We start from the raw sequence: 26,825 nt of genomic DNA, 5'->3' as shown, positions 1-26,825 counted from the left end.
CCGCATATCGTCCGCCCCGGGGCGTCCCCTGTTCTATTTGGTCATCTTGAACAGCCCGCAGGACACCGCGTTCCACTTTGGCAGGCTATCGATCCAGCAGAGTTCGAGCTTGTCGTCGACAAGGCGGCCTTCCACCGTGCCGCTGTCGCCGGACATCAGGATTTCCTTGTTGTCGAACCGGATGACGCCGACGATGGCCTCGCTCTTGCCCTGCGGCCCGGTGGCGACGCCATGGAAGGCACGGCCGTCCTGCGCCTCGATCGTGTAGGTGAAGGCCTGGTCGGGCGTGCCGAAGGTGGGCTTGGGCAGATCGTCGAAATATTTGTTGCCGGAGCCGGCGCGCGAGGCGGCGAACGCCTCGTCGGCGAGCGCCCAGGTGCCGATGAGGCTGGGCACCGTGTCGGCGCGGGCGGTAGCGGCCGGCAGCAGGGCGAGGGTCAGCGAGGCAAGCAGCAGGGGGGGCTTCATGGCGGGGCTCCTCCGAAAGCGGCGGCGCTTGGCGCGTCGCCGCATCGGGCGAGCGCGCGGCACCGGCAGGGCCCCCGCAATGCCGCCGCGCGCCGCCCGCATGGTGACAGGCCCCCATGCAAGCGCAATGACCTTGCCGGCGCAGCCGCCGGCACGGTTCAGCGCAAAGACGGCTCAGGCCGCCTTGTTCTTCGCGATCATCTCGACGAAGCGGTCGAACAGATAGTGGCTGTCCTGCGGGCCCGGGCTGGCTTCGGGGTGATACTGCACCGAGAACACCGGCTTGTCGGACAGTGCGATGCCGGCATTGGAGCCGTCGAACAGCGAGACATGCGTCTCGGTGGCGGTAGCCGGCAGGCTGTCGCGGTCGACAGCGAAGCCGTGATTCATCGAGGTGATCTCGACCTTGCCTGTCGTGTTGTCCTTCACCGGATGGTTCGCGCCGTGATGGCCCTGGTGCATCTTCACCGTGCGCCCGCCGACCGCGAGGCCGATCATCTGGTGGCCGAGGCAGATGCCGAAGGTCGGTACGCCGCGGGCGATGATCTCGCGAATCACCGGCACGGCGTATTCGCCCGTCGCCGCCGGGTCGCCGGGGCCGTTGGAGAGGAACACGCCGTCCGGCTGGAGAGCCATGATCTCTTCCGCCGAGGTGGTGGCGGGCACCACCGTCACCTGGCAGCCGGCGCGGGCGAGCAGGCGCAGAATGTTGCGCTTGATGCCGTAATCGACAGCGACGACATGGTGGGCGGGGGCGGTCTGCCGGCCATAGCCCTCCGGCCAGCTCCAGGTGGTCTCGTCCCAGGTGAAGCGCTGGGCGGAGGTGACCATCGGTACCAGGTCCATGCCCTCGAGCCCGGGCCAAGCGGCGGCTTCCGCCTTCAGCGCCGGCAGGTCGAACTGGCCGTTGGCGGCATGGGCGATGACCGCGTTCGGCATGCCGCCGTCGCGGATGAGTGCGGTCAGGGCGCGGGTGTCGATGCCGGAGATGGCGATGATGCCGCGCGCCTTCAGCCAGGCATCGAAATGCCGGGTGGCGCGGTAGTTCGACGGGTCGGTGATGGCGGAATGCAGCACCACGCCGCGCACGCCGGAGGCGCCGGCCATCGAGATGGTCTCGACATCCTCCTCATTGGTGCCGACATTGCCGATATGGGGGAAGGTGAAAGTGATGATCTGCCCGGCATAGGACGGATCGGTCAGCACTTCCTGATAGCCGGTCATGGCGGTGTTGAAGCACACTTCGCCGACCGCATGGCCGGTGGCGCCGAGGCCGAAGCCTTCAAGCACGGTGCCGTCGGCAAGAACGAGGATGGCGGTCGGGAGCGGCTCGGCCCACACGTCGTCGCCGGAGTGCTGTTCAGCGCTACCGTTCATTGATCTTGTTCCCTGTCATCTCGTGCCCTAATTAGTCCGTTGCCGCGCCGGATGCCAGCCTTGCCGCTGCGTATCTGGGCTACGATTTGCGGATGGCTGCGCCGGAACCGGCGGCGGCGCGTCCGGGTCCGCGCGGCGACCCCCGGAAAGCGCGGGGCGATATCCATTGGAGCGCGAGTGGCGTGCGGCCCGGTTTCTCGGGGTTTTGGCGCGCCGTCTCGCGGATTGCAGGAAGGCTTGAGCCGTGTTGCGCGACGAGATCAACCAATCGCTGAAAAGCGCCATGAAGGCGCAGGACAAGCTGCGCCTGGGCACGCTGCGGCTCGTCAATGCCGCGATCAAGGACCGCGACATCGAGGCGCGCGGCCATGGCAAGGACCCGCTCTCCGACGACGAACTGCTCGGCCTGCTGACCAAGATGATCAAGCAGCGCGAGGAATCGGCGAAGGTCTATGAGGAAGCCGGCCGCGCCGATCTCGCCACCCAGGAGCGCGAGGAAATCGTCGTCATCCAGTCCTTCCTGCCCGCCCAGATGAGCGAAGCCGAGGCGCAAGCCGCCATCGCCGCCGTTATCTCTGAGATCAACGCCCATGGCCTCAAGGACATGGGCCGCACCATGGCGGCGCTGAAGGAGCGGCATACCGGGGTGATGGATTTCGGCAAGGCCAGCGGCACGGTCAAGGCGCTGCTCACCGCGTGAGCGGCGACGCCGGCCCAACACACCCTTTCAGCGCGTAGCCCCGCCATGCCGCCAGCCTCCGAACCGCACCCGCCCGGTGCCACGCTCACTTTGGCGGGATGCTGGCGCGGGGCGCGGGCGATTCTTCCCGTCCTGCCGCCCGTCTTCGTGTTCGGCATCGCCTTCGGCATTGCCGCGCGCGGCGTCGGGCTGGAAGGCTGGATCGCGGCGTTGATGAGCATGGCCGTCTTCGCCGGCGCGGCGCAGTTCGCCGTGCTGGACCTGTGGACGAGCCCGGTGCCGTGGCTGCCGCTGCTGGTGGCCACCTTCGCCATCAATGCGCGGCACATCCTGCTCGGCGCCTCGTTGCGGGCGCTGTGCCGGGGGCTTTCGCCGTGGAAGGTCTATGGCGCGATGACGCTGCTCAGCGATCTCAACTGGGCGGCGCTGATCGCCGCCGAGCGCAAGGGCGAGCGCGACCTCGGCTATCTCGTCGGCGGCGGCGCCCTGATGTGGGCCACATGGGTGTCGGCGACCATCATCGGCGCGGTGGCCGGCGGGCTGACGCTGGACGATGTGAAGACCTATGCGCTCGACCTCGTATTGGTCACTTTCTTCGCCGTCACGCTGGTGGGGCTGCGGCGGGGACGGGTCGATGACCTGCCCTGGCTGGTGGCCGGCGTCGCGGCGATGGGGGCTGTGTGGTTCCTGCCGCCCAACTGGCACGTGATGGTTGGCGGGCTGGCTGGCGGCCTCGCCGGCCTCATCCGAGACGAGCTGAAGCGGTCATGAACACCTCGCAGGCCCTCCTCGTCGTCCTCGCCATGGCGCTCGTCACCTATGCGACGCGGGCGGGCGGCATTTTTCTGGTCGGCTTCGTGCCGATGTCGGCCCGCACCGAGAATTTCCTGCGCTATCTCGCCGGGGCGGTGCTGGTGGCGCTTGTCGTGCCGGCGACGGTGCGCGGCGGGCCGGAGGGCTATGTCGCGGTCGGCGTCGCCATCCTTGCCCGGCTGGTGCTGCGCAAGGCGCTGCCGGCCATCGCCCTCGGCATCCTCGCGGCGGCGCTATGGCGCGCTTATATGGGAGCCAGCTGAGGGCTGGGGACGCCTGAGCGGCATCGGCCGGGGCTGGCCCCGGCCGATTTCCTGGTGCTCGCCTTATTCCGGCAGGCGCTGTTCGTATTCGTCCCGGTAGCGGGCGACGAGGGGCCAGAAAGCCGGGCGCGCGGCATTGTCCAGCTCGGCCTCCAGCAGGGCGAGGTGGGAGTGCCAGCCTCCAGCGACGCCGAGCAAGGTGCTGCGCGTGGCGAGGCGACGGTGGGTGACGGTAAGCAGCACCCGCTCGCCGCGCGGGGCGAGTTCGAACGTGACATCCGATTCGGAGGGCGACCCGGCTTCCCAACTGAAACGCAGCAGGCGGTTGCGCTCGCAGGCGATCACCACGCCCTTGTTGTGAAATTCGCCGGAATGGCAGGCGAAGCGCTCCGGCGGCGGCTCGTCGCCGCCCAGTTCGCCATTGCGGAAGACGAGATCGACCGCACCGCCGGGCGCCAGCTGCATCGGTCCGTCGGCGAGCCAGAGCCGGCGCTTCTCCGGCTCGGTGAGATAGGCCCATACCCGCTCGATCGGGCCGGGCAGAAGGCGCTCGAAGCGCAGAGTGTCGGCAGCTTGACGGGTGGCATATCCATTCGCGGCGTGCGTGTTCATGCGTCGTCTCCCTTGGGTTCAGATGGAGGCACTATGTCGGGTTCGGGCTGTCGCAGCAGGGCGTCGAGGGCGTCGAGGCGCTCGGTCCAGAAGCGTTCGTAGAAGCTCAGCCATTCATGCGCCTCGGCGAGGCGCCCGGGCTGGAGCCGGCACAGATGCTGCCGGCCCCTGATGTCGCGTGCCACCAGCCCGGCAGCCTCCAGCGCCTTGATGTGCTTTGAGGCGCCGGCCAGTGACATGGCGAAGGGCTCGGCGAGTTCGCTCACCGTGCGTTCGCCGGAAGCAAGGCTTTGCAGCATCGCCCGCCGCGTCGGATCGGCGAGGGCGTGGAAGACGTGATCAAGTCGGCTGTCGGCGATGAGTAGATGTTCAACCATAAGGTTTAATATCAGTGCGTCGAGCCGGAATGTCAACCGATTGGTTTAGTGTCGTCATATTTTTCCGCGGTGAATTGCGGGGATTGCGGGATCAGCGCCGCGCCGCCACCTCACAGGCCAGACGCCCGCGAACGGCCCGCCTCTTGCCTGCTAGAAGGTGCGCTTCGACCGAAGGACCGAATCTCCCATGCGCTTTCCGCCCTCGTTCCTCGACGAGATACGCGCCCGCCTCCCGGTGTCGGAGGTGGTGAGCAAGCGCGTGCCGTTGAAGAAGCAGGGGCGGGAATGGCGCGGCCTGTCGCCGTTCAACCCGGAGAAGACCCCGTCCTTCTATGTCAACGACCAGAAGGGCTTCTATCACTGCTTCTCCTCCGGCAAGCATGGCGACCAGTTCGACTTCCTGATGGAGGCCGAAGGCCTGCCCTTCCCGGAAGCGGTGGAACGGCTCGCCTCCATGGCCGGCCTCGCCATGCCGGTTCAGTCGCGCGAGGAGGAAAAGCGCGAGAGCCGGCGCAAGACGCTGCACGAGGTGATGGAACTCGCCGCGCAGTATTTCGAGGCGACGTTGCAGGGCCGCGCCGGTGCCAAGGGGCGCGGCTATCTCGCCGATCGCGGCCTCGGCCCCTCGGTGCAGGCCCGCTTCCGCCTCGGCTACGCCCCGCCGGACCGATTCGCGCTGAAGGAAACGCTGGGCGGGCGCGGCGTGCCGGTGGAGGACATGGTCGAGGCCGGTTTGCTGATCGCGGCCGAGGACATTGCCATCCCCTATGACCGCTTCCGCGATCGGGTGATCTTCCCGATCACCGATCTGCGCGGGCGGGTGGTCGCCTTTGGTGGGCGGGCGCTGGAAAAGGACGTGCCGGCGAAGTACCTCAATTCGCCGGAAACGCCGCTCTTCCATAAGGGCGCGCTGCTCTACAACGCCTTCAACGCCCGCACGGCCGCCCATAATGGCGCCGCCGTCATCGCGGCTGAGGGCTATGTCGACGTCATCGCCCTGGTCGAGGCCGGCTTTGCCGGGGCGGTCGCCCCGCTCGGCACGGCGCTGACCGAGGAACAGCTGGCGCTTTTGTGGAAGATGGCGCCCGAGCCGGTGCTGCTGTTCGACGGCGACAAGGCCGGCCGTCGCGCCGCCTGGCGGGCGATGGACCTCGCTTTGCCGCACCTCAAGCCCGGGGTGAGCCTTTCCTTCGGCCTGCTGCCGGAGGGGCAGGACCCGGACGACCTCGTGCGGGCCGGCGGCCGCGAGGCGGTGGACGCGGTGCTGGCGCAGGCCCGCCCGCTGGCGGATGTGCTGTGGGCGCGGGAAATCGAGAGCGCGAGCGTCGATACCCCCGAGCGCCGCGCGGCGCTGGAGGCGCGCATCGGCGAGATCGTCAAGGTGATCGGCGACGAGACGGTGCGCAAACATTACCGCGCCGAGCTGATGGACCGCTTCCGCCGCCTGTTCGCCCCCGCTTCCGGGGGCGGTGAGGGCGGACGCCGCTCGGCCAATGACTATTCCGGCTATTCCGGGCGTGCCGGCGCAAAGGGCGGGCGCCGGCCCGGCACCGGGCGGCCGCTGGCGGGGCGCGGGGCGAGCGAGACCATGCGCCGCTCGGCGTTGGTGCGCGGCGCGGCGGCTGACATGCCGCGCAACGAGGCGCTGCTGCTGTTCGCCCTGATCAACCATCCCTGGCTGATCGACCAATGCGCCGAGGAACTTTCCGACCTGCATCTGCAGCATCGGGAACTGGCCGATCTGCGCCGGGTGCTGCTCGACGCCCATATGGAGGGCGAGACCGAGGCGCCGGAGACTTTGGCGGCGCGTTTGGAGGGGCAGGGGCTGGCACCGCTGGTCGACCGGCTGAGCCGCCTGGCGGTGGCGCGGCACGACTGGCCGGCCTTCTCGGATGCCGGCCGGGTCGATGTCGAGCTGTGGTGGCACCAGCGTCTGGTCTTGCACCGGCGGGGGCACGCCCTATCTAAGGACCTGAAAGAAGCCGAGAAACGGCTGGCCGAAGAACCCACCGACATGAACTGGGCGCGGTTTCTCGACGTACAAAGGCAGCTCGCGGCACTTGACGGAACCGAAGCTTTGGTAGAGGGGTTCGGCGCTGCGTCGGGTCGCCCGGCGCGGTCGATGTAAGGTCCCATCGGGCTGCACGCCCGCGCGTCTTCAGTCGCGTGGTGCGCGTGGCCCTGTTTGTGTCTCGTGCCGGGCACTGTGCGGGACGCCGGGTTGAACGATCGAAGGGTGGTTCCGCGAGGGCCGCCATCGCACGCCGGGACGCAGGTCGCTGGCGCTTGAGGAGCACACACGCATGGCGAAGCAGGCAGCGGAAGCGACGGAAGCCCCCGAGAAGGAAGGCGACACCCCGGACAGCCCGTTGCTGGACCTTTCGGACGCTGGCGTCCGGAAGATGATCAAGCTCGCCAAGAAGCGCGGTTACGTGACTTATGACGAGCTGAACGAGGTTCTCCCTTCCGAACAGAACACCTCGGACCAGATCGAGGACATCTACGCGATGCTCAACGAGATGGGCATCAATGTCGTCGAGGCCGAGGAGGCCGAGGCTGAGGCGGAGGGCGAGGAAGCCGCGCCCGAGGCGGCCGAGGAAGAGGAAGAGACCAGCGGCGAGCTGGCCGAGACTGGCTCGCGCACGGTCATCCGTTCCGAGACCAAGTCCGAGCCGGGCGAGCGCACCGACGACCCCGTCCGCATGTATCTGCGCGAGATGGGCTCGGTCGAACTGCTGTCGCGCGAGGGCGAAATCGCCATCGCCAAGCGGATCGAAGCCGGCCGCGAGGCGATGATCGCCGGCCTGTGCGAGAGCCCGCTGACCTTCCAGGCCATCATCATCTGGCGCGATGAGCTGGTGGAGGGCAAGGTGCTCCTCCGCGACATCATCGATCTTGAAGCCACCTATGCCGGCCCCGAGGCCAAGAACGGCCCGATCGTCGAGGGCGGCGGCACGCTGGCCCCCGAGGCCGAGGAAGAGCGCGAGCCGACCATCGGCGAGACCATTGCCGGCGACGATGACGACGACATGGAGAATTCCCTGTCGCTGGCGGCGATGGAAGCCGAGATCAAGCCGAAGGTGCTGGAAACCTTCGACCGCATCGCCGACGCCTACAAGAAGCTGCGCCGCCTGCAGGACCAGAACGTCGAGTCCAAGCTCAAGAACGAGAGCCTCTCGCCCTCGCAGGACCGCAAATACAAGAGCCTGAAGGACGCGCTGATCGTCGACGTGAAGTCGCTGTCGCTGAACCAGGCGCGCATCGACAACCTCGTCGAGCAGCTCTACGACATCAACAAGCGCCTCGTGTCGCTGGAAGGCCGGCTGATGCGCCTGGCCGAGAGCTTCGGCGTCTCGCGCGAGGACTTCCTGCGCCAGTACCAGGGCTCCGAGCTCGACCCGAAATGGGTCGCCCGGGTGAAGAACCTGACCTCGCGCGGCTGGAAGGGCTTTGTCGGGCAGGAGCTCGACGGCATCAAGGATCTGCGTTCGGAAATCCACGCTCTGGCCACCGAGACCGGGCTGGAGATCCAGGAATTCCGCAAGATCGTGCAGATGGTGCAGAAGGGCGAGAAGGAAGCCCGCCAGGCGAAGAAGGAAATGGTGGAGGCCAATCTGCGCCTCGTCATCTCCATCGCCAAGAAGTACACGAACCGCGGCCTGCAGTTCCTCGACCTGATCCAGGAAGGCAATATCGGCCTGATGAAGGCGGTCGACAAGTTCGAGTACCGCCGCGGCTACAAGTTCTCGACCTATGCGACCTGGTGGATCCGGCAGGCGATCACCCGCTCGATCGCCGACCAGGCCCGCACCATCCGCATTCCGGTGCACATGATCGAGACGATCAACAAGATCGTCCGCACCTCGCGCCAGATGCTGCACGAGATCGGCCGCGAGCCGACCCCGGAAGAGCTGGCCGAAAAGCTCGGTATGCCGCTGGAGAAGGTGCGCAAGGTCCTCAAGATCGCCAAGGAGCCGATTTCGCTGGAAACGCCGATCGGCGACGAAGAGGATAGCCATCTCGGCGACTTCATCGAGGACAAGAACGCCATCCTGCCGATCGACGCGGCGATCCAGTCCAATCTGCGCGAGACGACGACCCGCGTGCTGGCCTCGCTCACCCCGCGCGAGGAGCGCGTGCTGCGCATGCGCTTCGGCATCGGCATGAACACCGACCACACGCTGGAAGAGGTCGGCCAGCAGTTCTCGGTGACGCGCGAGCGTATCCGCCAGATCGAGGCCAAGGCGCTGCGCAAGCTCAAGCACCCGAGCCGCTCGCGCAAGCTGCGCAGCTTCCTCGACAATTGAGAAACACCGTCTCGGGATGAAAAGGCGGCCTTTGGGCCGCCTTTTCTTTTGTGTCAGCGCCTGGGCGCCTCCACCACGAGGCCGACGATGCGCCGGACAATCGGCAGCACGAGCAGGAGGGTGGGAAAGGCCACCAGCCACGACAGGCCCCAGGCGACCGGCCAGGTGGCGAGGAAGTCGGGGCCGGGCCCGAGGCTGCGCAGGGTTGCGATGGCCGAGACCACGAAGGTCATCAGCACCGACAGCACGAACGGCAGGACGATGGCGCCGTAGCGCGCCGGCAGCTTGCGGGAAGGGGGCGTGGGGTTTGGGGAAGCGGGTGTTGGCATGGGCCATCCTCGTCGGATGGTCTCGGCTGGTCCGGACCGCCACGCGCATCCGGCCGGCCGAAACCGGGTTGGATGCGTTGCCTGACGTTGGACGCTTACGGCTGAACTCATGTCAGCCTTCGCTCTCTAGCGCAAAAGCGCGCCCGCTGCCAGAGGCGGCGCCGAGCGCTCCGTCGAGGTGTCGCTCTCCACGCCGTTGGGCAGTGTATGCAATCAAAGCGGGTGTTATCTAAATTTAAAGTTGTAACAATGTAGATCGGTGCTAGCCTACCCCCTTAGAGATAACTGGGGGGTCGACATGTCGCATCACGGCTGGGTTGACGTCATCAACCCGCAAACGCTCGCCCCGGAGGGGCTCAAGGCGCCTTTCGGACGGCTGTTCGCGTCCGAGGATCATCAGTACAATTCGTTGGCCCTTGCCCTCTTCGCGGGGCCGATGGGGCCGCTGCACCGGCTGACGCCGCTGCCGGCAGGCGGTAAGCCGGCCAATCTCTCCGGCTTCACCTTTCTCGGCCAGTTCATCGACCACGACCTGACCGAGTTCCGGGTGATAGGCCGCGATTTCGGCATCATCCCGCAGAACCCTACCATCGGCCAGCGCCAGCATGTTCTTGAGGATGTGCGCGACCCGACGCAGGATCTGCCCTCAACCACCAATGGTCGTTCGGGCAAGCTCGATCTCGATTCGGTCTATGGCCTGCTGGGCGCGCCGCAGCCCGAACTCTATGACAAGGACGGGCTGTTCCTGCTCTACCAGCCCGGCCCTGGCACGACAGCGCAAAGCTATGTGCCCGATGCCAACGTCGTGCCCGACATCTGGCGGGGCAATGGGTATCGCAACAAGCGCCTCATCGCCGATCCGCGCAATGATGAGAACAAGCTCATCCTGCAGGTTCACCTGCTGTTCGAGCGCCTGCACAACAAGATCCACGCCGCCCGCACCGGCGCGCCCCGCGCCCCGAGCAGCCTCGCCTTCAAGGACACGCGCCGGCAGGTGGAGGAGGTCTATCGCCGCATCGTGCTGTTCGACTATCTCCCGCGCATCGTCCAGGCCGACCACATCCGCGCCGTGCTGGCCAAGTTCGCCCGCCAGGAGACGCTGTTCCAGGCGATGAACGCGCGCAATGACGGCATCCTGCGCGCGCTCGGGGTCGCTGAGAAGGTGATCGCGCAGGCGGTGGCCATTCCGGTGGAGTTCTCGCATGCCGTGTTCCGACTGGGGCACACGCAGCTGCGGAACTTCTATTTCCTGCGCCAGGGTTTCGGCGTTGCGCTGTTCGATACCTCACGGCGCGGGCTCGACCTGCGCGGCGACCAGCCGCTGCTGTCCCATGGCGTCGATCCCACTACGGGAACGCTGGAGGTTCGCGACTTCCATCTCGACTGGCGGCTCTTCTTCCAGGTCGCGCCTTCGGCCAGCTTCACCGATGCGGCCGGCATGGTCCACCCGGTCCCGCAGCATGGCGAACCGCTGGACGCCCATCTGCCGCCCGCCATCTTCCGCCTGCCGCCGCCCTCCATCGGCGAGCCGCCGCAATCTCTGGCCGAGCGCAACCTGCGTCGCGGCGTCGATTTCGGGCTGCCCTCCGGCCAGTCGGTTGCCGGCCAGCTGGCCGATGTCTACGGCTTCATCCAGCCGCTGGGGCGCGAGGATCTGTTTCCGAAGGGAGACTTCGCGACGTTCGACGAATTGTTCGCGCTGGAGCCGTCGCTGCTGTGGAACACGCCGCTGTGGTTCTACATGCTGCAGGATGCGGCCGTCCTCGCCGGGAAACCGCAACTCGGCCCGGTGGGCGGCTACATCGTCGCCGAGACGCTGATCGGTGCGCTGCTCGAAGCGTCGGTCGACATTGTCGACGATCCGCGCAACCCGCCCGTCCGCGCCCCGGCCATCGCTGCGATGGCAGGGACTTTGCTGGGCGAGTTCAACACCCACCGCCCGACCGGCGAGGATGTGCTCGACACCAACTCGGCGCTGTACTGGGACAAGCCGGTGGCCGGCCCCGCCGACATTTTCACCATGAGCCAGCTGGTTCGCTACGTCACGCAGGACGAGGTCAGGCCGGTGCTGCCTTCCCCATGCCCGCCGACCGACGACACGTCCGACATCGAGGCCGATGTGGCGGGCGGCTGACCGGGGCGGTGGCGCCTGCCGCTCACTCCCCGGGGATCGGGTGGTTGGTGCGGCGCACCGCCTTGGTCGAGGCCTCGACATAGGCCAGCGTGGCGGCAAAGCCACTGAAGGCGATCACGATGGCGGCGACGAAAAACAGGGTCTCGGTCGGCATGGCATCCTCCTGCTGATTTTCCAGGAGCTTAGCGCCACGGCCGGCCGGCGCCTTGCGCTAGGTCAAACCGCGCGGCGCTACGCGTGGAACGATGTGCACGGCCCATATCAAGGCGCTGCTGGGTGAGAGCGTGAACTGGGCCGCTGCCGGCGACAGGCTGGGCGCGTGATCTCTTTACGAGACCGCCTGGTCGACCAGCATGGCGAAGCCGATCAGCAGCAGGAAACCGAGGAAGAACAGCCCGAACAGAACCAGCGAGATCTTGCGGGCGAGCTGCGAGACGCCGGTCAGGCCGATGCCGCCGGCGATCATCGAAATCACCAGGAAGATCACGGCGTATTTGATCATGCTTAAGTCCCCGGAGGCGCGGGTGGCGGGTGCGGTATCAACGCACGCACGCGGCATCGGTTCCCGCGTGGCTCAGGCGCCGTCGGAACGTCCGTCCTGCGCGGAAGGGAAGTCCTCGCGGGTTGCCGGGCTTTCCGGTGCGGGCTTGGTCGGGGCCGGGCGGGTCGGGGCGGGCGAAGAGGCGCGGCGCCAGCGCTTGAGCCGCGCCAGCGGTGCCTCCCTGCGCTCCTTGTCCGGCCGGGGCACGGTGCCGGTCGCCGCTGAGGCGATCGGTTCGCTCTTGGTGTCGACCTGCCGCCCCCTCTCGCGCAGCAGGACGCGCCAGAGCACAAAGATGAGCAGCAGCCCATAGGCGCCGGCGGTGAAGAAGAACAGCGCGCCGGGTCCGTAATGCTGCATGCCGAGCGCCGCCAACGCCGGGCCGACCACCGAGCCGAGGCCATAGAGCAGCAGCAGCCCCGCCGCCGTTTCCACCGCCTCGGAAGGGGCGGTGCGGTCATAGGCGTGGGCGGCGGCGAGCGAATAGGCCGGCAGCGAGAGCGCGCCATAGACCATGCCGAGCAGGCTGAGGCCGAGAAGATCGAAAGGCAGCGCCCCCAGCGCCAGCCCCGCCAGCAGCGCCCCCACCAGCAGCGCGGCGAGGATGCGGCGGCGGTCCATGCGGTCGGAGAGATAGCCGATCGGCCATTGCGCCAGCGCACCCGCCACCACGACGGCGCTCATGAAGGTCGCGGCGCCGTCCGAGGTCAGTCCCCGCCCTATGCCGAAGATCGGCCCCAGCGACCAGAGCGAGCCATTGGTGAGGCCGATGGCGAAGCAGCCGACCATCGCCACCGGCGCCGCCCGGAACAGGCGCGGCAGGCGGATGCGCGCGGTCTCGATCGGGGCCGGCTGGGTGCTGGAGCCGATCGCCACCGGCAGGGTGGCGAGCGAGAACAGGATGGCGGCGATGGCGAACAGGTCGAAGCTGCGCACGGGATAGAGGGTGATCATCATCTGGCCGGCGGTCAGCGCGGCATAGTCGACGATGACATAGGCGCTCATGACGAAGCCGCGCGTCTGGTTGGTGGCGCGGTCGTTGAGCCAGCTCTCGATCACGAGATAGAGCCCGGCGAAGCAGAAGCCGGTGATGGCGCGCAGCACGAACCAGAAGATCGGGTCGACGAAGAGCGGGTGCGCCATCATCGCCGCCACCACGCCCGAGGTGAGGGCGGCGAAGGCGCGGATGTGGCCGGTGCGGCGCACCAGATGCGGCACGGCGAGGCAACCGACGACGAAGCCGAGATAATAGCTCGATCCCAATATGCCGAGATTGATCGCGCTGAAGCCCTCAAAGGCGCCGCGCAGAGGCAGCAGGGTGTTCTGCAGGCCGCTCCCGGTTACCAGAAAGAACACGCCGAGCAGGAGTGCGGCGACAGGGCCGAGAGTCTGGGCCATGATGGGAACCGGACGATGAGGGTGGCGGGCGCGCGGAATCGTTGATCCGCAAGGTCCCGTTAGACCTGATCTTGGGCGAAGTCGAGACGGGGATTGGTATGAGCGAGGGTGCGGTGCGGCTGAAATCGGAATTCCTTGAGGTCGAGATCTCGTCCCAGGGCGCGGAGATGGTGGCTTTGCGCGACCGGCACGGGCATGACCTGCTGTGGAACGGCGACCCGGCCTTCTGGACCGGCCGCGCGCCGCTGCTCTTCCCCATTGTCGGGCGCCTGCCGAACGACCAACTGCTGCATGACGGGAAGGTTTACCCGATGGCGCAGCACGGTTTTGCCCGCCGCCGCGCCTTCACCCTTGAGGAGGCGAGCGAGCAGGTGGTGCGGCTGGCACTTCACGATGACGAGGAAACGCGCAAGCAATACCCGTTTGCCTTCTCGCTCACCGTCACCTACCGGCTGGCCGAGGCGACGCTGAGCATCGAGGTCGAGGTGGCCAATACCGGCGAGGGGGTGCTGCCGGCGAGCGTCGGCTTCCACCCGGCCTTCCGCTGGCCGCTGCCCTATGGCGGCACGCGGGACGACCACAGGCTGGTGTTCGAGAAGGCGGAAGCCGAAGCCATCCACCGCCCGGTGGGCGGGCTTCTCTCCACCGCCACCGAGCCGAACCCGGCGGTGGACGCGATCCTCGAGCCGACCGATGCGCTGTTCGAGCGCGACGCGCTGATCTTCCTCGATCTGCGCTCGCACCATGTGCGCTTCGGCGTGCCGGGCGAGCCGGGGCTGGAGATCGCTTTCCCCGACATGCCGCATCTCGGCCTCTGGTCGAAGCCCGGCGCGCCGTTTTTGTGCATCGAGCCCTGGGCCGGCTATGCCTCGCCGGAAGACGGGCCGGCCGAGTTCATGGAAAAGCCCGGCCTGTCGCTGATCGCGCCGGGGGAGGCGAAGCGCTTCGCCATGGCGATCCGCTGGCTGCCGGATGTCGGCCGGCTGATCGGCGCGCATGAGGCGGAGGGATAGGGTGGATCCAGAACCATGGGATGCTGATTGAATGTAGCTTTATCATCCGTCAGCATCCCGGACGTTCCCGGCCTCGCCCGTCATGTGGTCTCTGTCACCGGTTGGGATTGGGCACTTCGCCGCGCGTTTCCCTCAGCCGGGCGATTTCCGCCCTGATCGGTGCGAAGGGGCCGAAGCGATGTTGCTCCACAGAGAAGCTGTCGGCATAGGGCGGATAGCCCGCATCCACCGGTTTCAGCAGCAGGTCGGGGAAATCGCGCTCAATGCCAGCCAGTTGGGGCCGAGGTTGTGACAGCACGAATGCCGCCACGTCCCAGGCGTCTTCCGGCGCGAGCGTCGGGGCGATCCATGAGGTGCCGTTCGGCATGTTGTCATGCACGAAGTTGGCGAGCGTGATCAGCCGCGCGGTGCCCGCTCCATCGTTGAAGCTGGCCGGGCCCCACAAGGGCGGGATGGCATAGCCCATGTTCGGCAGCGCCTCATTGCGCCGGACGCCGAGGCCATCGCGGCGATGGCAGTCCGCACAGGTGCGGGCATAGACCGCTGCCCCCCGTGACAGGTCCGCCGCGCGATCCAGTTCCGGCATGGCTCCCGCTCCGGCCCCAATGATCGTCGCATCGGGCGGAATATGGGTCGAGAGGACGTCGAGATAGGCGAGGATCGCCTGCATCGGCCGCTCATCCCGAGGCATCGGCCGTCCGTTCATGCTGCGCTTCAGGCACTGGTTCACCCGGTCGAAGATCGAGCTGACCGTGCCGGTCCGCGAGCTGTAGGCGGGGTAGTCGGCGGACGCCGCAACCAAGGGAAGGCCGAATTTCTTCAGGCCAGCGTGCAGGTGGCAGTTGGCGCAGGCCAGATTATTGCCGGCATAGCGGGCTGCAGGGTTGGCGGCAGCCGGACCAATATGCGCGTAAGTGGCCTCGATGATGGAGCGGCCATAGCGGGCGAGCCGGCCATTCTCGTCATCCGGCAGGGCATCGAACGCCGGGACGTCCCAAATGACGATACCCTTGCGGGGCGAGGGGGGCGGTTTATCGGTCTGCGCAAAGGCCAGCAGGGTTGAAAATGCCAGCGCAGCGGTGAAGCCGGCGATGACCTTTAGGCCGCAAAAACCGTAACGTGTCATGTTCACAGACGACTAGAGTTGCGTCCCGATAATCTCAGACTCCCATACTCCCATATCCAAGGCAATCGGGCTCGACGAGCGCCGGTTCGTTTCACTGCGGCCGGGCATTGCCCCATTGGTCGCCGGGGGGGCCGAACTGGTCGGTGACGTTGGTCAACTCGTCGATGAAGCGCTGGCACCAATGGTGGATGGTGTTGGTCTCCACATTGTCCATGTTGGTGCGCCAGCGCTGCCGGCGCTCCTCCAACGGCATGGTCAGCGCCCGGTCCATCGCCGCCGCCATGCCCTCAATGTCGTAGGGGTTGACCAGCAGCGAGCCCTTCAGCTCGTCCGCCGCGCCGGCAAAGCGCGAGAGTACCAGCACGCCGGGGTCTTCCGGGTCCTGCGCCGCGATGTACTCCTTGGCGACGAGGTTCATGCCGTCGCGCAGCGGCGTCACCACTCCCACCAGGGCGCGCCGATAGATGGCGGCGAGCGTGGCGCGCTGGAACGGGCGGTTGAGGTAGCGCAGCGGCACCCAGTCGAATTCGGCGAATTCGCCATTGATCGCGCCGCCCAGCTCTTCCAGCTCGCGGCGCAGCGCCTGATACTCGGCGACTTCGCTGCGCGAGAGCGGCGCCACCTGCATCATCGTCACCTTGGAGCGGTGCTCGGGGTAGCTGCGCAGCAACTCGCCGAAAGCGGCGAACTTGCCGGGCAGGCCCTTGGAATAGTCCAGCCGGTCGACGCCGACGGCCAGCATACGGCCGGCGAGGCTCTCGTTAAGGCGTCGCTCCTCGTCCTTGCCGACCGACTTTTGAGCGTCGCTGACGAAGGCTTCGGCGTCGATGCCGATCGGGTAGGCGGCGACGCGGAAGCGTCGGTCCTTCAGCCCCACCGTACCGCCCGGGGCGATCCAGCCGTGGATCTCGGAGGAGATATAGGTCAGCAGCGCCCGCACATCGTTCTCGGTCTGCAGGCCGACAAGGTCGTAATGCGAGAGGTCGTCCACCAGCGCCGCATGCGAGGGCAGGCTGAGATAGACCTCGGGCGTCGGCCAGGGAATGTGGTGGAAATAGCCGATCCGCCCCGTGAAGCCGAGTTTGCGCAGCTCCGCCGCCAGCGGGATGAAGTGATAGTCATGCACCCAGACGATGTCGTCGGGCTTCAGCAGCGGCAGCAAAGCGCGGGCGAAGTGCTCGTTCACCCGGCGATAGCCCTCCCAGTCGGCGCGGCGGAAGGTCAGCAGGCCGAGCCGGTAATGGCACAGCGGCCAGAGCGTGCCATTGGCGTAGCCGGCATAATGGGCGCGCTGGTCTTCCGGGTCGAGAGTGAGCAGGGCATAGGTTACGCGGCCGGAGCGGAAGACCTTGGGCGCGTCCGGCGGGTTGACCTCGGTCTCGCCGCTCCAGCCGAACCAGAGCCCGCCGCGCTCGCTGAGGGCCTCGCGCAGGGCCACCGCCAGGCCGCCCGCCTTGGCGGCCCGCTCTTTCGGCGACGCCACCCGGTTCGAGACGATTACGAGCCGCGCCAAAAGGCTTCCTCCCATGTCTTCGACAGACGCATGGCGGTATCGATCAGGCCGACCATGGAATAGGTCTGCGGAATATTGCCCCACAGCTCCAACGTCTGGTTGTCGATGTCCTCGGACAGCAGCCCCGCCGGGTTGCGCCGGGCGAGCAGGCTGGTGAACATCTCGCGCGCCTCGTCGCGGCGGCCGATCAGGTCGAGCGCGCCGGCATACCAGAACGAGCAGATGGTGAAGGAGGTTTCCGGCAGGCCGAAATCATCCTCGCCCGCATAGCGCATGAGATAGCCGTTGCGCTTCAGCTCGCGGCCGATGGTCTCCACCGTGGCGACATAGCGCGGATCGTCCGGCCGCACGAAGCCCAGTTCCGCCAGCAGCAGCAGGCTGGCGTCGAGCTGGCCGTCCTCCTCCGCGTCGACGAAGGAGCCGCGCGTCTCGTCCCAGGCGAAGGACATGATGCGGGTGCGGATCTCGTTGGCGTTCACGGTCCAGAATTCCGCCCGCTCGGGCAGGTCCAGCACCCGGGCGATGCGCGCCAGCCGGTCGCAGGCCGCCCAGCTCATGACAGCCGAGAAAGTGTGCACCCGCCGCTTGCCGCGCAGCTCCCACAGGCCGGCATCGGGCTCGAAGGCGAATTCCACCGCCCGCGCGCCGACCCCTTCCAGCAGCTCGAACAGCGCCTTGTCGCCGCGGTTGGGCAGGCGTTCGTCGAAGAACATCTGCGCCGCCGCCAGCACGACATGGCCATAGCCGTCATTCTGCACCTGCTCGCCGGCCTGGTTGCCGACGCGCACCGGTCCCATGCCCTGGAAGCCGGAAAGCGCGGGTGCGAAGCGCTCCTCCAGCGGCGTGCCCGGCACGATGGAATAGACCGGCGCCAGCCGGCCCGAGGGCTCGGAGGCGATTACCGTGGTGAGGTAGCGGATATAGTCTTCCATGGTGCGGGTGGCGCCGAGCATGTTCAGCGCCCGCACGGTGAAATAGGAATCGCGCAGCCAGCAGTGGCGGTAGTCCCAGTTGCGGATCGAGTGCGGCGCCTCGGGAATCGAGGTGGTGAGCGCGGCCACGATGCCGCCGGTCTCCTCGAAGGCGCAGAGCTTGAGCGAGATGGCGGCGCGGATCACCGCGTCCTGCCATTCATAGGGAATGGAGAGGTAGCGCACCCATTCGTGCCAGTACTCGCGGGTCTTCTCCTCGAAGCCGCGCGTGGTGTCGGCGATGCTGGCGGGGAAGGGCTCGTCCGGCCCCAGCACCAGCGTCGCCGGCTTGCTGAGCACGAAGGGGCGTTCCTCCATCACATAGACGATGGGCAGGTCCGTGGTGGCGCGCAGCGTCACGTCGTCGCCGGAAAAGCGCATGTGGTTGGAGCCGCGCACCGGCGCCGGCCGCTGTTCGCCCCAGTTGAAATGCGGGCGCAGCCGCAGCGTTACCCGGCACATGCCGGTAATCGGCTCGATGCGGCGCACCAGCATGGCGGGGCGGTAGATGCGGTCATAGAGCTTGAAGCGCGGGGCGAAGTCGATGATCCGCAGCTTGGCGCCCTGGTCGTTCTCCAGAATGGTCTCGATGATGGCGCTGTTGGTCTGGTAGCGGCGCGTCGCCTTGACCTGCCCCTCCAGCACCACATCGAAGAAGCCGGCTTCCGGCTCGGCACCGCCGAGCAGCGAGGAGAACACCGGGTCGCCGTCAATGCGCGGCCAGCAGCACCAGCCGATGCGCCCGTTGCGGTCGATCAGCGCGGCGATGGTGCCGTTGCCGATGGCGGCCAGGTCGAGATGGGTGCTCACGAATCCACGCGCTCCAGTGCCTTGGGAAGGTCGGTCAGCCAGCGGCGCACCTCGCTCGGCGAGGCCAGCCGGAAATCGGCCTGATCGGTCGGGCGGGCGCCGACGGCAAAGGCGAGGCCGCCTGCGGCGCGGACGGCGCGGAAGCCGTCCTCATCGGTCACATCGTCGCCCAGAAATACCGGGCGGCGGCCGGTGAACAGCGCCGAGTTCATCAGCTCGGCCACCGCCGTGCCCTTGTTGCGGCCGGCCTGCCGGACCTCGATGACATATTTGCCCTTGAGAAACTCGACCCCGCCATCGATGCCGGTGCCGATCTCCATCACCTTGTCCATGATCGCCTCGCCGAAATCCGGCACGGCGCGGAAATGCACCGCCAGCGACAACGGCTTATGCTCGACGAAGACGCCGGGCCACGTGGCGAGGACGGTGCTCAGCGCCTCTTCCAGCGGCTGGCGCCAGCGCGGCAGGGGAATCGGCACGGAGGGCGCGTCGGGGGCAAGGCGCACCTCGGCCCCATGCTGGCCGGAAGCGGCGAGGCGGGTGGGGGCAAAGCGGCGGTCCATCCAGTCGATGGTGCGCCCCGAAACCAGTGCTACCGCGCCGTCCAGCGCCACTTGCAGGTGCGCCAGCAGGTCCGGCAGGCCGGTGGGAATGCTCACGCCCTCGGGATGGTCGGCGTGCTCGATCAGGGTGCCGTCAATGTCGAGGAAGAGGGCCCAGTCGGGGCGCGGAAGCAGGGAGAGGGGTTCGGTTGGTTCTGTCGCCATGCTGTCGGTATACCCGCCCGGTTCCGGCTTCTTGAGGTAAGAAGATAGTGGGTTGCGCCCGGCGTGTGTGCCGGCAGCTGTCAACGCCCGACGGCCAGAGGCGTTCCAATACCTTGGTCGAAAAAGCCGGTTGGCCGCGCCGGGATGGGCAGAAACGTCGGCCGGGCGATGATGATCTGGCGCCCCGGGGCACGCTTGCGCGCCGCCCCGGGGCGACGCCGTCGCGCTGCGGGGAGCCCATAAGACAGGCGGGTCTTCGCGGGACGGCCTTGCCGCTCAACGGTGCGCAGTTTACATAGCGCGCAACCCACACCGTTTGACGCCGCGGCAGCGCGGCCCCATCTCGGCTCGCCCGCACGCGCAGGATTTGGACATGGCTTCGTATCAATACATCTACCACATGCACGGCATGACCAAGGCCTATCCGGGCGGCAAGAAGGTGCTCGACAACGTGCACCTCTCCTTCTACCCCGACGCCAAGATCGGCATCCTCGGTGCCAACGGCTCGGGTAAGTCCACCCTGCTCAAGATCATGGCCGGGATGGACAAGGACTTTTCCGGCGAGGCCTGGGTCGCGGAAGGCGCGCGTGTCGGCTACCTGCCGCAGGAGCCGCTGCTCGACCCGACCCTCTCGGTGCGTGAGAATGTGATGCTCGGCGTCGCCAAGCAGAAGGGAATTCTCGACCGCTACAACGAACTGGCAATGAACTATTCCGAGGAGACGGCGGACGAGATGACCGCCCTCCAGGACGAGATCGAAGGCCAGGGCCTGTGGGACCTCGACAGCAAGGTCGACCAGGCGATGGACGCGCTCGGCTGCCCGGAGGAAGGCTCCGACGTGTCGAAGCTCTCCGGCGGCGAGCGGCGCCGCGTGGCGCTGTGCCAGCTGCTGCTTTCGCAGCCCGAGCTGCTGCTGCTGGACGAGCCGACCAACCATCTCGACGCCGAGACCACCAATTGGCTCGAAGGCCATCTGCGCAGCTATCCCGGCGCGATCCTGATCGTCACCCATGACCGCTACTTCCTCGACAATGTGACCGGCTGGATTCTCGAACTCGATCGCGGCCGCGGCATTCCCTATGAGGGCAACTATTCCTCGTGGCTGGCGCAGAAGGCCAAGCGCATGGCGCAGGAAAACCGCGAGGACGAGGCCCGCCAGCGCGCGATCGCCTCCGAGGCGGAGTGGATGGGGGCCTCCCCGAAGGCCCGTCAGGCCAAGAACAAGGCGCGTATCCAGCGCTATGACGACCTGGTGAAGAAGGCGTCCGAGAAGGGCCCGACCACCGCGCAGATCGTCATTCCGGTGTCCGAGCGGCTCGGCAACAACGTCATCGAGTTCAACGGCCTCACCAAGTCGTTCGGGGACAAGCTGCTGATCGACGACCTCTCCTTCAAGCTGCCGCCGGGCGGCATTGTCGGCGTGATCGGCCCGAACGGCGCCGGCAAGACCACGCTGTTCCGCATGATCAACGGGCTGGAGACGCCGGATGCCGGCTCGATCACCGTCGGCGACAGCGTGCAGCTCGGCTATGTCGACCAGAACCGCGATGCGCTGAACGACAAGAAGACCGTGTGGGAGGAAATCTCCGGCGGCAATGAGGTGCTCTATCTCGGCAAGCGCGAGATCAATTCGCGTGCCTATTGCGGTGCCTTCAACTTCAAGGGTGGCGACCAGCAGAAGAAGGTCGGCATGCTCTCGGGCGGCGAGCGCAACCGCGTGCATCTCGCCCGCATCCTTCAGCAGGGCGCCAACGTCCTGCTGCTGGACGAACCGACCAACGATCTCGACGTCGAGACGCTGCGCGCGCTGGAAGAGGCGCTGGAAGACTTCGCCGGCTGCGCGGTCATCATCTCGCATGACCGCTTCTTCCTCGACCGCATCGCCACCCACATGCTGGCCTTCGAGGGCGACGGCCATGTCGAGTGGTTCGAGGGCAACTTCCACGACTACGAGGAAGACAAGAAGCGCCGCCTCGGCGTCGACGAGATCATCCCGCACCGGATGAAGCACAAGAAGCTGACGCGCTGACCAACACAGAGAAGGAGGGCGGCGATGGCCGAAGACTGGAACCCCGCCCTCTATCTGAAGTTCGAAGACGAGCGCACCCGGCCGCCGCGCGACCTGCTGGCGCGGGTGCCGCTCGCCCGGCCTCGCCGCGTGGTCGATCTCGGCTGCGGGCCGGGCAATTCGACCGAGCTGCTGGCGCAGCGCTGGCCTGATGCCGAGGTGATCGGCGTCGACAACTCCCCCGCCATGATTGAGCAGGCCCGCGCCCGCCTGCCGGGCGCCCGCTTCGAGCTCGGAGATCTCGCCACCTGGCAGCCGCCCGAGGGCACCGATCTCCTCTTCGCCAATGCCGTGTTCCAATGGGTGCCGGACCATCTCGACGTGCTGGCGCGGCTGCTGGCGGCGCTGCCGCAGGGCGGGGTGCTGGCGGTCCAGATGCCTGATAATGTGAACGAGCCCTCGCATCTGCTGATGGAAGAGGCCGCCGCTGCCGGTCCCTGGGCGGAGCGCGTTTCTGGCGTGGCGCGCGACCGGCTGCCCGGTGTCGGCGCCTATTACGACCGGCTGGTGCCGCTGGCCCGCCATGTCGACATCTGGCACACGCTCTACAACCACCCTCTGGCCGGGCCCGACGCCATCGCCGAATGGTTCCGCTCCACCGGGCTGCGGCGCTATCTCGCGCCGCTTGATGAGGCCGAGCGCGCCGCCTTCCTTGCCGACTACACCGCGCGGCTGGCGCAGGCCTATCCCGCCCGCGTCGACGGAAAGGTGCTGCTGCGCTTTCCCCGGCTGTTCATCGTCGCGGTGCGCTGAGCGGCCCGGCACGGCCGTCATTCGCAGCGGGCGCGATCTGCGCTATTTCAGGGGCATGATGTTCCACTCGCTCCGCCGCCCCCTTCTCGCCGCCGCCCTCTCGCTTCTCGTCCTCGCCGGGCCGGCGCTCGCCGATGCCGGATTCGAGCGCTGGCTCGCCGCGCAATGGCCGGCGGCGCAGGCCATGGGCATTTCCCGCGCCACCTTCGAGCGCGAGACGGCCGGGCTGGAGCCGGACTTCTCGCTGCCCGACCTCGCGCTGCCCGGCAAGCCCAAGGCGCCGGACCGGCAGGCGGAATTCGTGCAGACGCCGGCCGCCTATGTCTCCGACAAGGCGATCGCCAGCTATGCCGCGCGCGGGCGCACGCTGGCGGCGCAGTACCGCACGCAGCTCGCGGCGCTTGAACGCCAGTTCGGCGTGCCGGGGCCGATCCTGCTCGCCATCTGGGCGCGCGAGACTTCCTATGGCGGCGCCAAGCTCAGCCATGATGCGCTGCGGGTGCTGGCGACGCAGGCCTATGTCGGCCGCCGCAAGGAGGAGTTCCGGTCCGAATTCCTCGCCGCGCTGAAGATCCTCGACGAGGGGCATGTCACCCGCGCCGGCATGAAAAGCTCCTGGGCCGGGGCGATGGGGCTCACCCAGTTCCTGCCCACCGGCTATCTCGCCTATGGCGTCGATCTCGATGGCGACGGCACCGCGAATATCTGGAGCAATGTGCCGGAGGCGCTGGCCGCCACCGCCAGCCTGCTCAAGGAAAAGGGCTGGCAGAGCGGCAAGCGCTGGGCCTATGAAATCACCCTGCCGCAAGGCTTCGACTGCACGCAGGCGGAGCCGGAGGTGCAGCGGCCGATCGGCGAATGGCTGAAGCGGGGCGTCAGAATTGCCGACGGGCGCCGGGTGACGCCGGCGGCGCTGAAGGACGAGGCCTCCATCATCATGCCGGCCGGGCCCTATGGACCGGCCTTCCTGACCCCGGCCAATTACTTCGTGCTCAAGAGCTACAATTTCGCCGATCTCTATGTGCTCTATGTCGGCCATCTCGCCGACCGCATCGAGGATGACCGGCCCTTCGCCCATGATTGGGAGAAGATCGCGCTGGTGAAGACGCGCGATCTCGAATTCATGCAGAAGGTTCTGGCGCGCGAAGGCTTCTATGCCGAGAAGATCGACGGCAAGGCCGGCATGAAGACCCGCGCCGCGCTCGGCGCCTACCAGAAGGCCAACGGTCTCCCTGTGGATTGCTGGCCCGACGCGGCCGTGCTGGCGCATATGAAGAAGGGCGGCTGAGGCGCGGCACCCGATCCCGGAGACGGCCGATGGCCGTTCCGGGATGACGAAGCGGGTTCAGCGCGGCATGCGGTTGATGACGCGCAGATCGGCGTTGACCGTGAGGTCGGCGGCGGACAGCCAGAACACCTCGCCCTCGCTATCCTCGGTGTCGAGCCAGAGGAAAGGCAGATGGGGGTATTCGGCCTCCAATATTTCCTTGCCGGTGCCGAATTCGCAGATGAGGCCGCCGCCGGGCGTCAGATATGCTGGCGCCTCGGCGAGGATGCGGCGCACGATATCGAGCCCGTCCGGCCCGCCGGCAAAGGCGAGGCTCGGTTCGTGGCGGTATTCCGCCGGCAGCGCCGCCATCGCGTCCTCGTCCACATAGGGCGGGTTGGTGATGATGAGGTCGTAGACCTCGCCCGCCAGAGGGCCGAACAGATCGCCCTCGATCAACCGCACGCGCTCGGCCAGTTCATGCTCGGCGACGTTTTCCGTCGCGAGGGCGAGGGCATCGGGCGAGAGGTCGACGCCGTCCACCTGCGCATTGGGGAAGGTCATGGCGGCGAGAATGGCGAGGCAGCCCGAGCCCGTGCACAGGTCCAGCACGCGGCCGACGCTCTCCGGCTGCGGCACCAGCGAGAAGTCGCCGCCGGTGAACAGCTCGCCGGCCATCAGCTCGCCGATGAAGGAACGCGGCACGATGGCGCGCGGATCGGAGCGGAACGGCACGCCGCCAATATAGGTGCGCCCGAGGAGATAGGCTGCCGGCTGGCGGGTGGTGCAGCGCCGCTCGATCAGATCGGCCAGACGCGCGCGCTCCTCCATGGTCAGCCGCGCATCGAGCCAGGGCGAGAGCTCGTCCACCGGCAGGTGCAGCCCCTCCAGCACCATGAAGGCCGCCTCATCAAGCGCCTCGCTGGTGCCATGGCCGAAAGCCAGCCGGGCCTCGGTGAACCGGCTGACCCCATAGCGCACGAAATCCCTGACCGTCCTCAGATCGTCCGCAGCCGCCATCATGCTTCTCCCCGGTTTCGCGCAAGGGTCAGCACGGCGGGGCGGCGATTGCAAGCCGGGCCACGCCACCGGGACGAGTCATCGTGGCGTGAGAGGCCGGCCCGTCGGCCGGCTTGTCATCGCGGCGTGACAAGGCGTGGGCTTGTCATCGCGGCGTGACAAGGCATGGGCTTGTCATCGCGGCGTGACCGGACGATAGGAAGGAAACACTCTCGCACGGGGACATTCCATGGCCGAGGCGCCGGACGACGAAATCACGCTTGTCATCGACCGCTCGGTCGCCGTCGTGCTGTTCGAGTTCCTCTCGCGCACGGTGGATGACGCCGATGGCGAGGCGATGGCCGACTTCATCGAGGATGAGGCGGAAATCCCCGCTCTGTGGGCGCTGCTCGCCGGGCTGGAAAGCGTGCTTACCGAACCGATGGCGGAAGATTACGAGCGCCGCGTGCTGAAGGCGCGCGACGCGGTGATGAAGCGCTTCGGCGGGGCGTTTTCCGGCAAGGGCGACGAATGAGCCGGCCGTTCCTGGAGATGCTTGATCGCTTCGCTCAGGGTTACGCTTGATCGCTTCGCTTAGGGCGCGCTGGCCGACACCGGCAGGGCGACAGATGCCGCCACCGGCTTTGTCGCCACCGGTGAGGTGGGCGCGCTCACATCGGCGGAGCGCTGCTGCGAGTCGATATTGGCGACGAGGGCCCGGCCGAGGTCGCGGGCGAAGCAGTTATAGCCCCAGTCATTCATGTGGAACTGGTCCTTCCAAAGGAAGGACTCGAAGCCCATGGATGCCTTTTCGTGCCAGTCGCGCATCAGCGCGAAGCGCGGATAGACCGCCACGCCTTCTTCCGCCGCCACCTTGGCGATGAGGTTCACCATCGGCCCGCTATCGGCGTCGGCGAGCACGCGCGGGGCGTATTGCGGGTCGACCAGCACGAGATCGGCGCCGATCGCCTTCACCCGGGCGATCGCCTCGTGCAGCAGCGCGTCGGCGGCGGCGAGGCCGCCCTCGCGGAACAGGGCGTTCACCCCGGACTGCCAGATCACCAGCGTCGGCTTCAGCGCCGCGACATCGCTGTCGAAGCGCGCCAGCATTTCCGGCGCATCCTGCCCGTTAATGCCGCGATTGACGACGCTGATATCGGCGGCGGGAAAGCGCTCGCGCAGCATCGCCTGCAGCCGGTTGGGATAGGCGGCATCGGGCACGCTCGCCCCCGCCCCGGCGGTGGAGGAAGAGCCGATGGCGACGATCACCACCTTCTCGCCGGCGCGCAGCCGGGCCGAGGTGCGGGCGAGCGGCGCGTTGAGCTTGGCGAGCGTCTTCGCCGCCGGGCAACTGGCCGGGATCACCGTCTGCGCCGCCGCCGGCAGGGCGGTGGTGAGGAAGAGGGCTGAGAAGGCGAGGGGGGCGAGAAGGCGCAGGTGCATCTAGCGGGAACCGAGCGTTCTGAGGTCGACGCCGTCGACGATCATGCCGACCAGAAGGCGGCCGATGCAGCTATGCACATCGTCGAACAGCGAGGGGGAGGGGCGTGCGGTGTCGAAGTCGAAAATGCCTTCGTCTTCCCAGAAATGCATGATGGCGTAGCGGTCAAAGAACGGCACCCCGCCCAGACGCGCCGCCCAGCGCAGCGCGTTGGTATAGGCGCCGATATCGAAGGCGAAGTCGGTGCGCGGGCTGTATTGCGGGCTGACCAGGATGAGATCGGCGCCAGCGTCGTGGACATAGCCGATGCCGGTGTCCACCGCGTCGGAGAAAATAGAGGTCTCGGCGCCCAGAATGGCGTCGAAGGTGCCGGTCTGCCAGATCACCAGCGCCGGCCGGGCTTCCGCCAGCATCGCCGGCAGTTCGTCGCGGATGGTCTCGGCGGTGGCGCGCGGCTGGCTGCGGGTCGTCACCACCACCCCGCCCTCGGGATAGCGGGCGCGCAGCGTCTCCTCGATATAGCTGGGGAAGCTGCGCAGGGCGACGCTCTTGCTGCCCGCAGCGCCGGCATCGGTCAGCCGCTTGGTCGTTGTGGCGCTGTTCACCACCAGGATGGTGGTCGGCTCCTTCTTCTCCAGCGAGCGCGCCAGGCGCGGCAGGGAAAAGCCGGCCCGGGTGAGAGCGGAGGGCGCCGCGCACACCTTGGCCGTCTCGGCTGCGACGCCAGAGGCGCCGCCCAAGGAAAGGACGCTTGCGAACAAAATACCCCAGATCCAGC

26 protein-coding genes are annotated in these 26,825 nt (G+C 67.5%); 11 read left to right on the top strand and 15 right to left on the bottom strand.

Annotated features, from left to right (window positions below):
• Window positions 1–33 precede the first annotated feature (33 nt).
• On the bottom strand, window positions 34–468 hold the full coding sequence (locus tag A3M1_RS0100805) for a hypothetical protein (RefSeq protein ID WP_018387045.1): 435 nt from the start codon (window positions 466–468) through the stop codon (window positions 34–36).
• Window positions 469–642: 174 nt separating this feature from the next.
• A complete protein-coding gene (carA, locus tag A3M1_RS0100800; RefSeq protein ID WP_018387044.1) occupies window positions 643–1,845 on the bottom strand; it encodes a glutamine-hydrolyzing carbamoyl-phosphate synthase small subunit in 1,203 nt (400 codons plus the stop codon).
• 244 nt (window positions 1,846–2,089) lie between these two features.
• Here carA and A3M1_RS0100795 point away from each other — a divergent pair, with 244 nt between their 5' ends.
• From A3M1_RS0100795 to A3M1_RS0100785, 3 genes are read left to right on the top strand one after another with little or no spacing between them, the layout of a single operon-like run.
• Entirely contained in the window at window positions 2,090–2,545 is a 456-nt protein-coding gene (locus A3M1_RS0100795; protein WP_018387043.1) for a GatB/YqeY domain-containing protein, read from the top strand.
• Between the two features lie 45 nt (window positions 2,546–2,590).
• Window positions 2,591–3,316, top strand: coding sequence for an AzlC family ABC transporter permease (locus tag A3M1_RS0100790; RefSeq protein WP_018963931.1), 726 nt, complete (start codon window positions 2,591–2,593; stop codon window positions 3,314–3,316).
• Window positions 3,313–3,621: an AzlD family protein gene (locus A3M1_RS0100785; protein WP_018387041.1), complete on the top strand. Its 309-nt coding sequence runs from the start codon at window positions 3,313–3,315 to the stop codon at window positions 3,619–3,621. The genes A3M1_RS0100790 and A3M1_RS0100785 overlap by 4 nt, the downstream gene beginning before the upstream one ends.
• 63 nt (window positions 3,622–3,684) lie before the next feature.
• Here the strand turns inward: A3M1_RS0100785 and A3M1_RS0100780 are convergent, their stop codons facing one another.
• Window positions 3,685–4,233, bottom strand: coding sequence for an SRPBCC family protein (locus tag A3M1_RS0100780; protein WP_018387040.1), 549 nt, complete (start codon window positions 4,231–4,233; stop codon window positions 3,685–3,687).
• A complete protein-coding gene (locus A3M1_RS0100775) occupies window positions 4,230–4,610 on the bottom strand; it encodes a helix-turn-helix transcriptional regulator (RefSeq protein WP_018387039.1) in 381 nt (126 codons plus the stop codon). The genes A3M1_RS0100780 and A3M1_RS0100775 overlap by 4 nt, the downstream gene beginning before the upstream one ends.
• Window positions 4,611–4,797: 187 nt before the next feature.
• On the opposite strand from A3M1_RS0100775, the gene dnaG reads away from it, so the two are divergent.
• Window positions 4,798–6,738 (top strand): DNA primase, encoded by a 1,941-nt coding sequence (dnaG, locus tag A3M1_RS0100770; protein WP_018387038.1) that lies wholly within the window; start codon window positions 4,798–4,800, stop codon window positions 6,736–6,738.
• Window positions 6,739–6,913: 175 nt separating this feature from the next.
• Window positions 6,914–8,917 carry an RNA polymerase sigma factor RpoD gene (rpoD, locus tag A3M1_RS0100765; protein WP_018387037.1) on the top strand — a complete coding sequence of 668 codons (2,004 nt, stop codon included), beginning with the start codon at window positions 6,914–6,916 and terminating at the stop codon, window positions 8,915–8,917.
• A gap of 53 nt (window positions 8,918–8,970) precedes the next feature.
• On the opposite strand, the gene A3M1_RS0100760 is transcribed toward rpoD, so the two are convergent.
• Window positions 8,971–9,246 carry a DUF2798 domain-containing protein gene (locus A3M1_RS0100760; RefSeq protein ID WP_018387036.1) on the bottom strand — a complete coding sequence of 92 codons (276 nt, stop codon included), beginning with the start codon at window positions 9,244–9,246 and terminating at the stop codon, window positions 8,971–8,973.
• 298 nt (window positions 9,247–9,544) lie between these two features.
• On the opposite strand from A3M1_RS0100760, the gene A3M1_RS0100755 reads away from it, so the two are divergent.
• Window positions 9,545–11,380 (top strand): peroxidase family protein, encoded by a 1,836-nt coding sequence (locus tag A3M1_RS0100755; RefSeq protein WP_018387035.1) that lies wholly within the window; start codon window positions 9,545–9,547, stop codon window positions 11,378–11,380.
• Window positions 11,381–11,402: 22 nt separating this feature from the next.
• Here the strand turns inward: A3M1_RS0100755 and A3M1_RS27050 are convergent, their stop codons facing one another.
• From A3M1_RS27050 to A3M1_RS0100740, 3 genes are all read right to left on the bottom strand, one after another.
• Window positions 11,403–11,534: a hypothetical protein gene (locus tag A3M1_RS27050; RefSeq protein WP_018387034.1), complete on the bottom strand. Its 132-nt coding sequence runs from the start codon at window positions 11,532–11,534 to the stop codon at window positions 11,403–11,405.
• A gap of 174 nt (window positions 11,535–11,708) precedes the next feature.
• A complete protein-coding gene (locus A3M1_RS25595) occupies window positions 11,709–11,882 on the bottom strand; it encodes a DUF1328 family protein (protein ID WP_018387033.1) in 174 nt (57 codons plus the stop codon).
• A gap of 72 nt (window positions 11,883–11,954) precedes the next feature.
• Window positions 11,955–13,319 carry an MFS transporter gene (locus A3M1_RS0100740; RefSeq protein WP_018387032.1) on the bottom strand — a complete coding sequence of 455 codons (1,365 nt, stop codon included), beginning with the start codon at window positions 13,317–13,319 and terminating at the stop codon, window positions 11,955–11,957.
• A gap of 98 nt (window positions 13,320–13,417) precedes the next feature.
• Here A3M1_RS0100740 and A3M1_RS0100735 point away from each other — a divergent pair, with 98 nt between their 5' ends.
• Window positions 13,418–14,332, top strand: coding sequence for an aldose 1-epimerase family protein (locus tag A3M1_RS0100735; protein ID WP_018387031.1), 915 nt, complete (start codon window positions 13,418–13,420; stop codon window positions 14,330–14,332).
• Window positions 14,333–14,426: 94 nt separating this feature from the next.
• On the opposite strand, the gene A3M1_RS0100730 is transcribed toward A3M1_RS0100735, so the two are convergent.
• From A3M1_RS0100730 to otsB, 4 genes are all read right to left on the bottom strand, one after another.
• Complete coding sequence (locus tag A3M1_RS0100730; RefSeq protein ID WP_018387030.1) at window positions 14,427–15,458, bottom strand: c-type cytochrome; 1,032 nt, start codon at window positions 15,456–15,458, stop codon at window positions 14,427–14,429.
• Window positions 15,459–15,549: 91 nt separating this feature from the next.
• Entirely contained in the window at window positions 15,550–16,971 is a 1,422-nt protein-coding gene (gene otsA / locus A3M1_RS0100725; RefSeq protein ID WP_018387029.1) for an alpha,alpha-trehalose-phosphate synthase (UDP-forming), read from the bottom strand.
• Window positions 16,956–18,752: a glycoside hydrolase family 15 protein gene (locus A3M1_RS0100720; protein WP_018387028.1), complete on the bottom strand. Its 1,797-nt coding sequence runs from the start codon at window positions 18,750–18,752 to the stop codon at window positions 16,956–16,958. The genes otsA and A3M1_RS0100720 overlap by 16 nt, the downstream gene beginning before the upstream one ends.
• Entirely contained in the window at window positions 18,749–19,519 is a 771-nt protein-coding gene (otsB, locus tag A3M1_RS0100715; RefSeq protein ID WP_018387027.1) for a trehalose-phosphatase, read from the bottom strand. The genes A3M1_RS0100720 and otsB overlap by 4 nt, the downstream gene beginning before the upstream one ends.
• 373 nt (window positions 19,520–19,892) lie before the next feature.
• Here otsB and ettA point away from each other — a divergent pair, with 373 nt between their 5' ends.
• Genes ettA through A3M1_RS0100700 form a run of 3 tightly spaced genes read left to right on the top strand, consistent with a single transcriptional unit; the run spans window position 19,893 to window position 23,628 of the window.
• Complete coding sequence (gene ettA, locus A3M1_RS0100710) at window positions 19,893–21,548, top strand: energy-dependent translational throttle protein EttA (protein WP_018387026.1); 1,656 nt, start codon at window positions 19,893–19,895, stop codon at window positions 21,546–21,548.
• A gap of 24 nt (window positions 21,549–21,572) precedes the next feature.
• On the top strand, window positions 21,573–22,340 hold the full coding sequence (gene tam / locus A3M1_RS0100705) for a trans-aconitate 2-methyltransferase (protein WP_018387025.1): 768 nt from the start codon (window positions 21,573–21,575) through the stop codon (window positions 22,338–22,340).
• Window positions 22,341–22,395: 55 nt separating this feature from the next.
• A complete protein-coding gene (locus A3M1_RS0100700; protein ID WP_018387024.1) occupies window positions 22,396–23,628 on the top strand; it encodes a lytic murein transglycosylase in 1,233 nt (410 codons plus the stop codon).
• Between the two features lie 57 nt (window positions 23,629–23,685).
• On the opposite strand, the gene prmB is transcribed toward A3M1_RS0100700, so the two are convergent.
• Window positions 23,686–24,627 (bottom strand): 50S ribosomal protein L3 N(5)-glutamine methyltransferase, encoded by a 942-nt coding sequence (prmB, locus tag A3M1_RS0100695; protein ID WP_018387023.1) that lies wholly within the window; start codon window positions 24,625–24,627, stop codon window positions 23,686–23,688.
• A gap of 229 nt (window positions 24,628–24,856) precedes the next feature.
• Here prmB and A3M1_RS0100690 point away from each other — a divergent pair, with 229 nt between their 5' ends.
• Entirely contained in the window at window positions 24,857–25,141 is a 285-nt protein-coding gene (locus A3M1_RS0100690) for a hypothetical protein (RefSeq protein ID WP_018387022.1), read from the top strand.
• 59 nt (window positions 25,142–25,200) lie between these two features.
• On the opposite strand, the gene A3M1_RS0100685 is transcribed toward A3M1_RS0100690, so the two are convergent.
• On the bottom strand, window positions 25,201–26,049 hold the full coding sequence (locus tag A3M1_RS0100685; protein ID WP_018387021.1) for an SGNH/GDSL hydrolase family protein: 849 nt from the start codon (window positions 26,047–26,049) through the stop codon (window positions 25,201–25,203).
• Entirely contained in the window at window positions 26,050–26,787 is a 738-nt protein-coding gene (locus tag A3M1_RS0100680; protein ID WP_018963932.1) for an SGNH/GDSL hydrolase family protein, read from the bottom strand.
• Between the last annotated feature and the right edge of the window lie 38 nt (window positions 26,788–26,825).

The sequence above is a fragment of the Ancylobacter sp. FA202 genome (genome assembly GCF_000380205.1).
In the GTDB taxonomy this organism is placed as follows: domain Bacteria; phylum Pseudomonadota; class Alphaproteobacteria; order Rhizobiales; family Xanthobacteraceae; genus Ancylobacter.
This window is presented reverse-complemented; position numbering and strand designations above follow the sequence as displayed.

Coding starts and splice junctions, on each gene's coding strand:
- A3M1_RS0100785 (WP_018387041.1), top strand. CDS start 3,313: ATGAACACCTCGCAGGCCCTCCTCGTCGTCCTCGCCATGGCGCTCGTC.
- A3M1_RS0100780 (WP_018387040.1), bottom strand. CDS start 4,233: ATGAACACGCACGCCGCGAATGGATATGCCACCCGTCAAGCTGCCGAC.
- A3M1_RS0100775 (WP_018387039.1), bottom strand. CDS start 4,610: ATGGTTGAACATCTACTCATCGCCGACAGCCGACTTGATCACGTCTTC.
- A3M1_RS0100760 (WP_018387036.1), bottom strand. CDS start 9,246: ATGCCAACACCCGCTTCCCCAAACCCCACGCCCCCTTCCCGCAAGCTG.
- A3M1_RS25595 (WP_018387033.1), bottom strand. CDS start 11,882: ATGATCAAATACGCCGTGATCTTCCTGGTGATTTCGATGATCGCCGGC.
- ettA (WP_018387026.1), top strand. CDS start 19,893: ATGGCTTCGTATCAATACATCTACCACATGCACGGCATGACCAAGGCC.
- tam (WP_018387025.1), top strand. CDS start 21,573: ATGGCCGAAGACTGGAACCCCGCCCTCTATCTGAAGTTCGAAGACGAG.
- prmB (WP_018387023.1), bottom strand. CDS start 24,627: ATGGCGGCTGCGGACGATCTGAGGACGGTCAGGGATTTCGTGCGCTAT.
- A3M1_RS0100700 (WP_018387024.1), top strand. CDS start 22,396: ATGATGTTCCACTCGCTCCGCCGCCCCCTTCTCGCCGCCGCCCTCTCG.
- A3M1_RS0100690 (WP_018387022.1), top strand. CDS start 24,857: ATGGCCGAGGCGCCGGACGACGAAATCACGCTTGTCATCGACCGCTCG.
- dnaG (WP_018387038.1), top strand. CDS start 4,798: ATGCGCTTTCCGCCCTCGTTCCTCGACGAGATACGCGCCCGCCTCCCG.
- A3M1_RS0100730 (WP_018387030.1), bottom strand. CDS start 15,458: ATGACACGTTACGGTTTTTGCGGCCTAAAGGTCATCGCCGGCTTCACC.
- A3M1_RS0100805 (WP_018387045.1), bottom strand. CDS start 468: ATGAAGCCCCCCCTGCTGCTTGCCTCGCTGACCCTCGCCCTGCTGCCG.
- A3M1_RS0100740 (WP_018387032.1), bottom strand. CDS start 13,319: ATGGCCCAGACTCTCGGCCCTGTCGCCGCACTCCTGCTCGGCGTGTTC.
- carA (WP_018387044.1), bottom strand. CDS start 1,845: ATGAACGGTAGCGCTGAACAGCACTCCGGCGACGACGTGTGGGCCGAG.
- A3M1_RS27050 (WP_018387034.1), bottom strand. CDS start 11,534: ATGCCGACCGAGACCCTGTTTTTCGTCGCCGCCATCGTGATCGCCTTC.
- A3M1_RS0100755 (WP_018387035.1), top strand. CDS start 9,545: ATGTCGCATCACGGCTGGGTTGACGTCATCAACCCGCAAACGCTCGCC.
- otsB (WP_018387027.1), bottom strand. CDS start 19,519: ATGGCGACAGAACCAACCGAACCCCTCTCCCTGCTTCCGCGCCCCGAC.
- A3M1_RS0100735 (WP_018387031.1), top strand. CDS start 13,418: ATGAGCGAGGGTGCGGTGCGGCTGAAATCGGAATTCCTTGAGGTCGAG.
- rpoD (WP_018387037.1), top strand. CDS start 6,914: ATGGCGAAGCAGGCAGCGGAAGCGACGGAAGCCCCCGAGAAGGAAGGC.
- A3M1_RS0100790 (WP_018963931.1), top strand. CDS start 2,591: ATGCCGCCAGCCTCCGAACCGCACCCGCCCGGTGCCACGCTCACTTTG.
- A3M1_RS0100685 (WP_018387021.1), bottom strand. CDS start 26,049: ATGCACCTGCGCCTTCTCGCCCCCCTCGCCTTCTCAGCCCTCTTCCTC.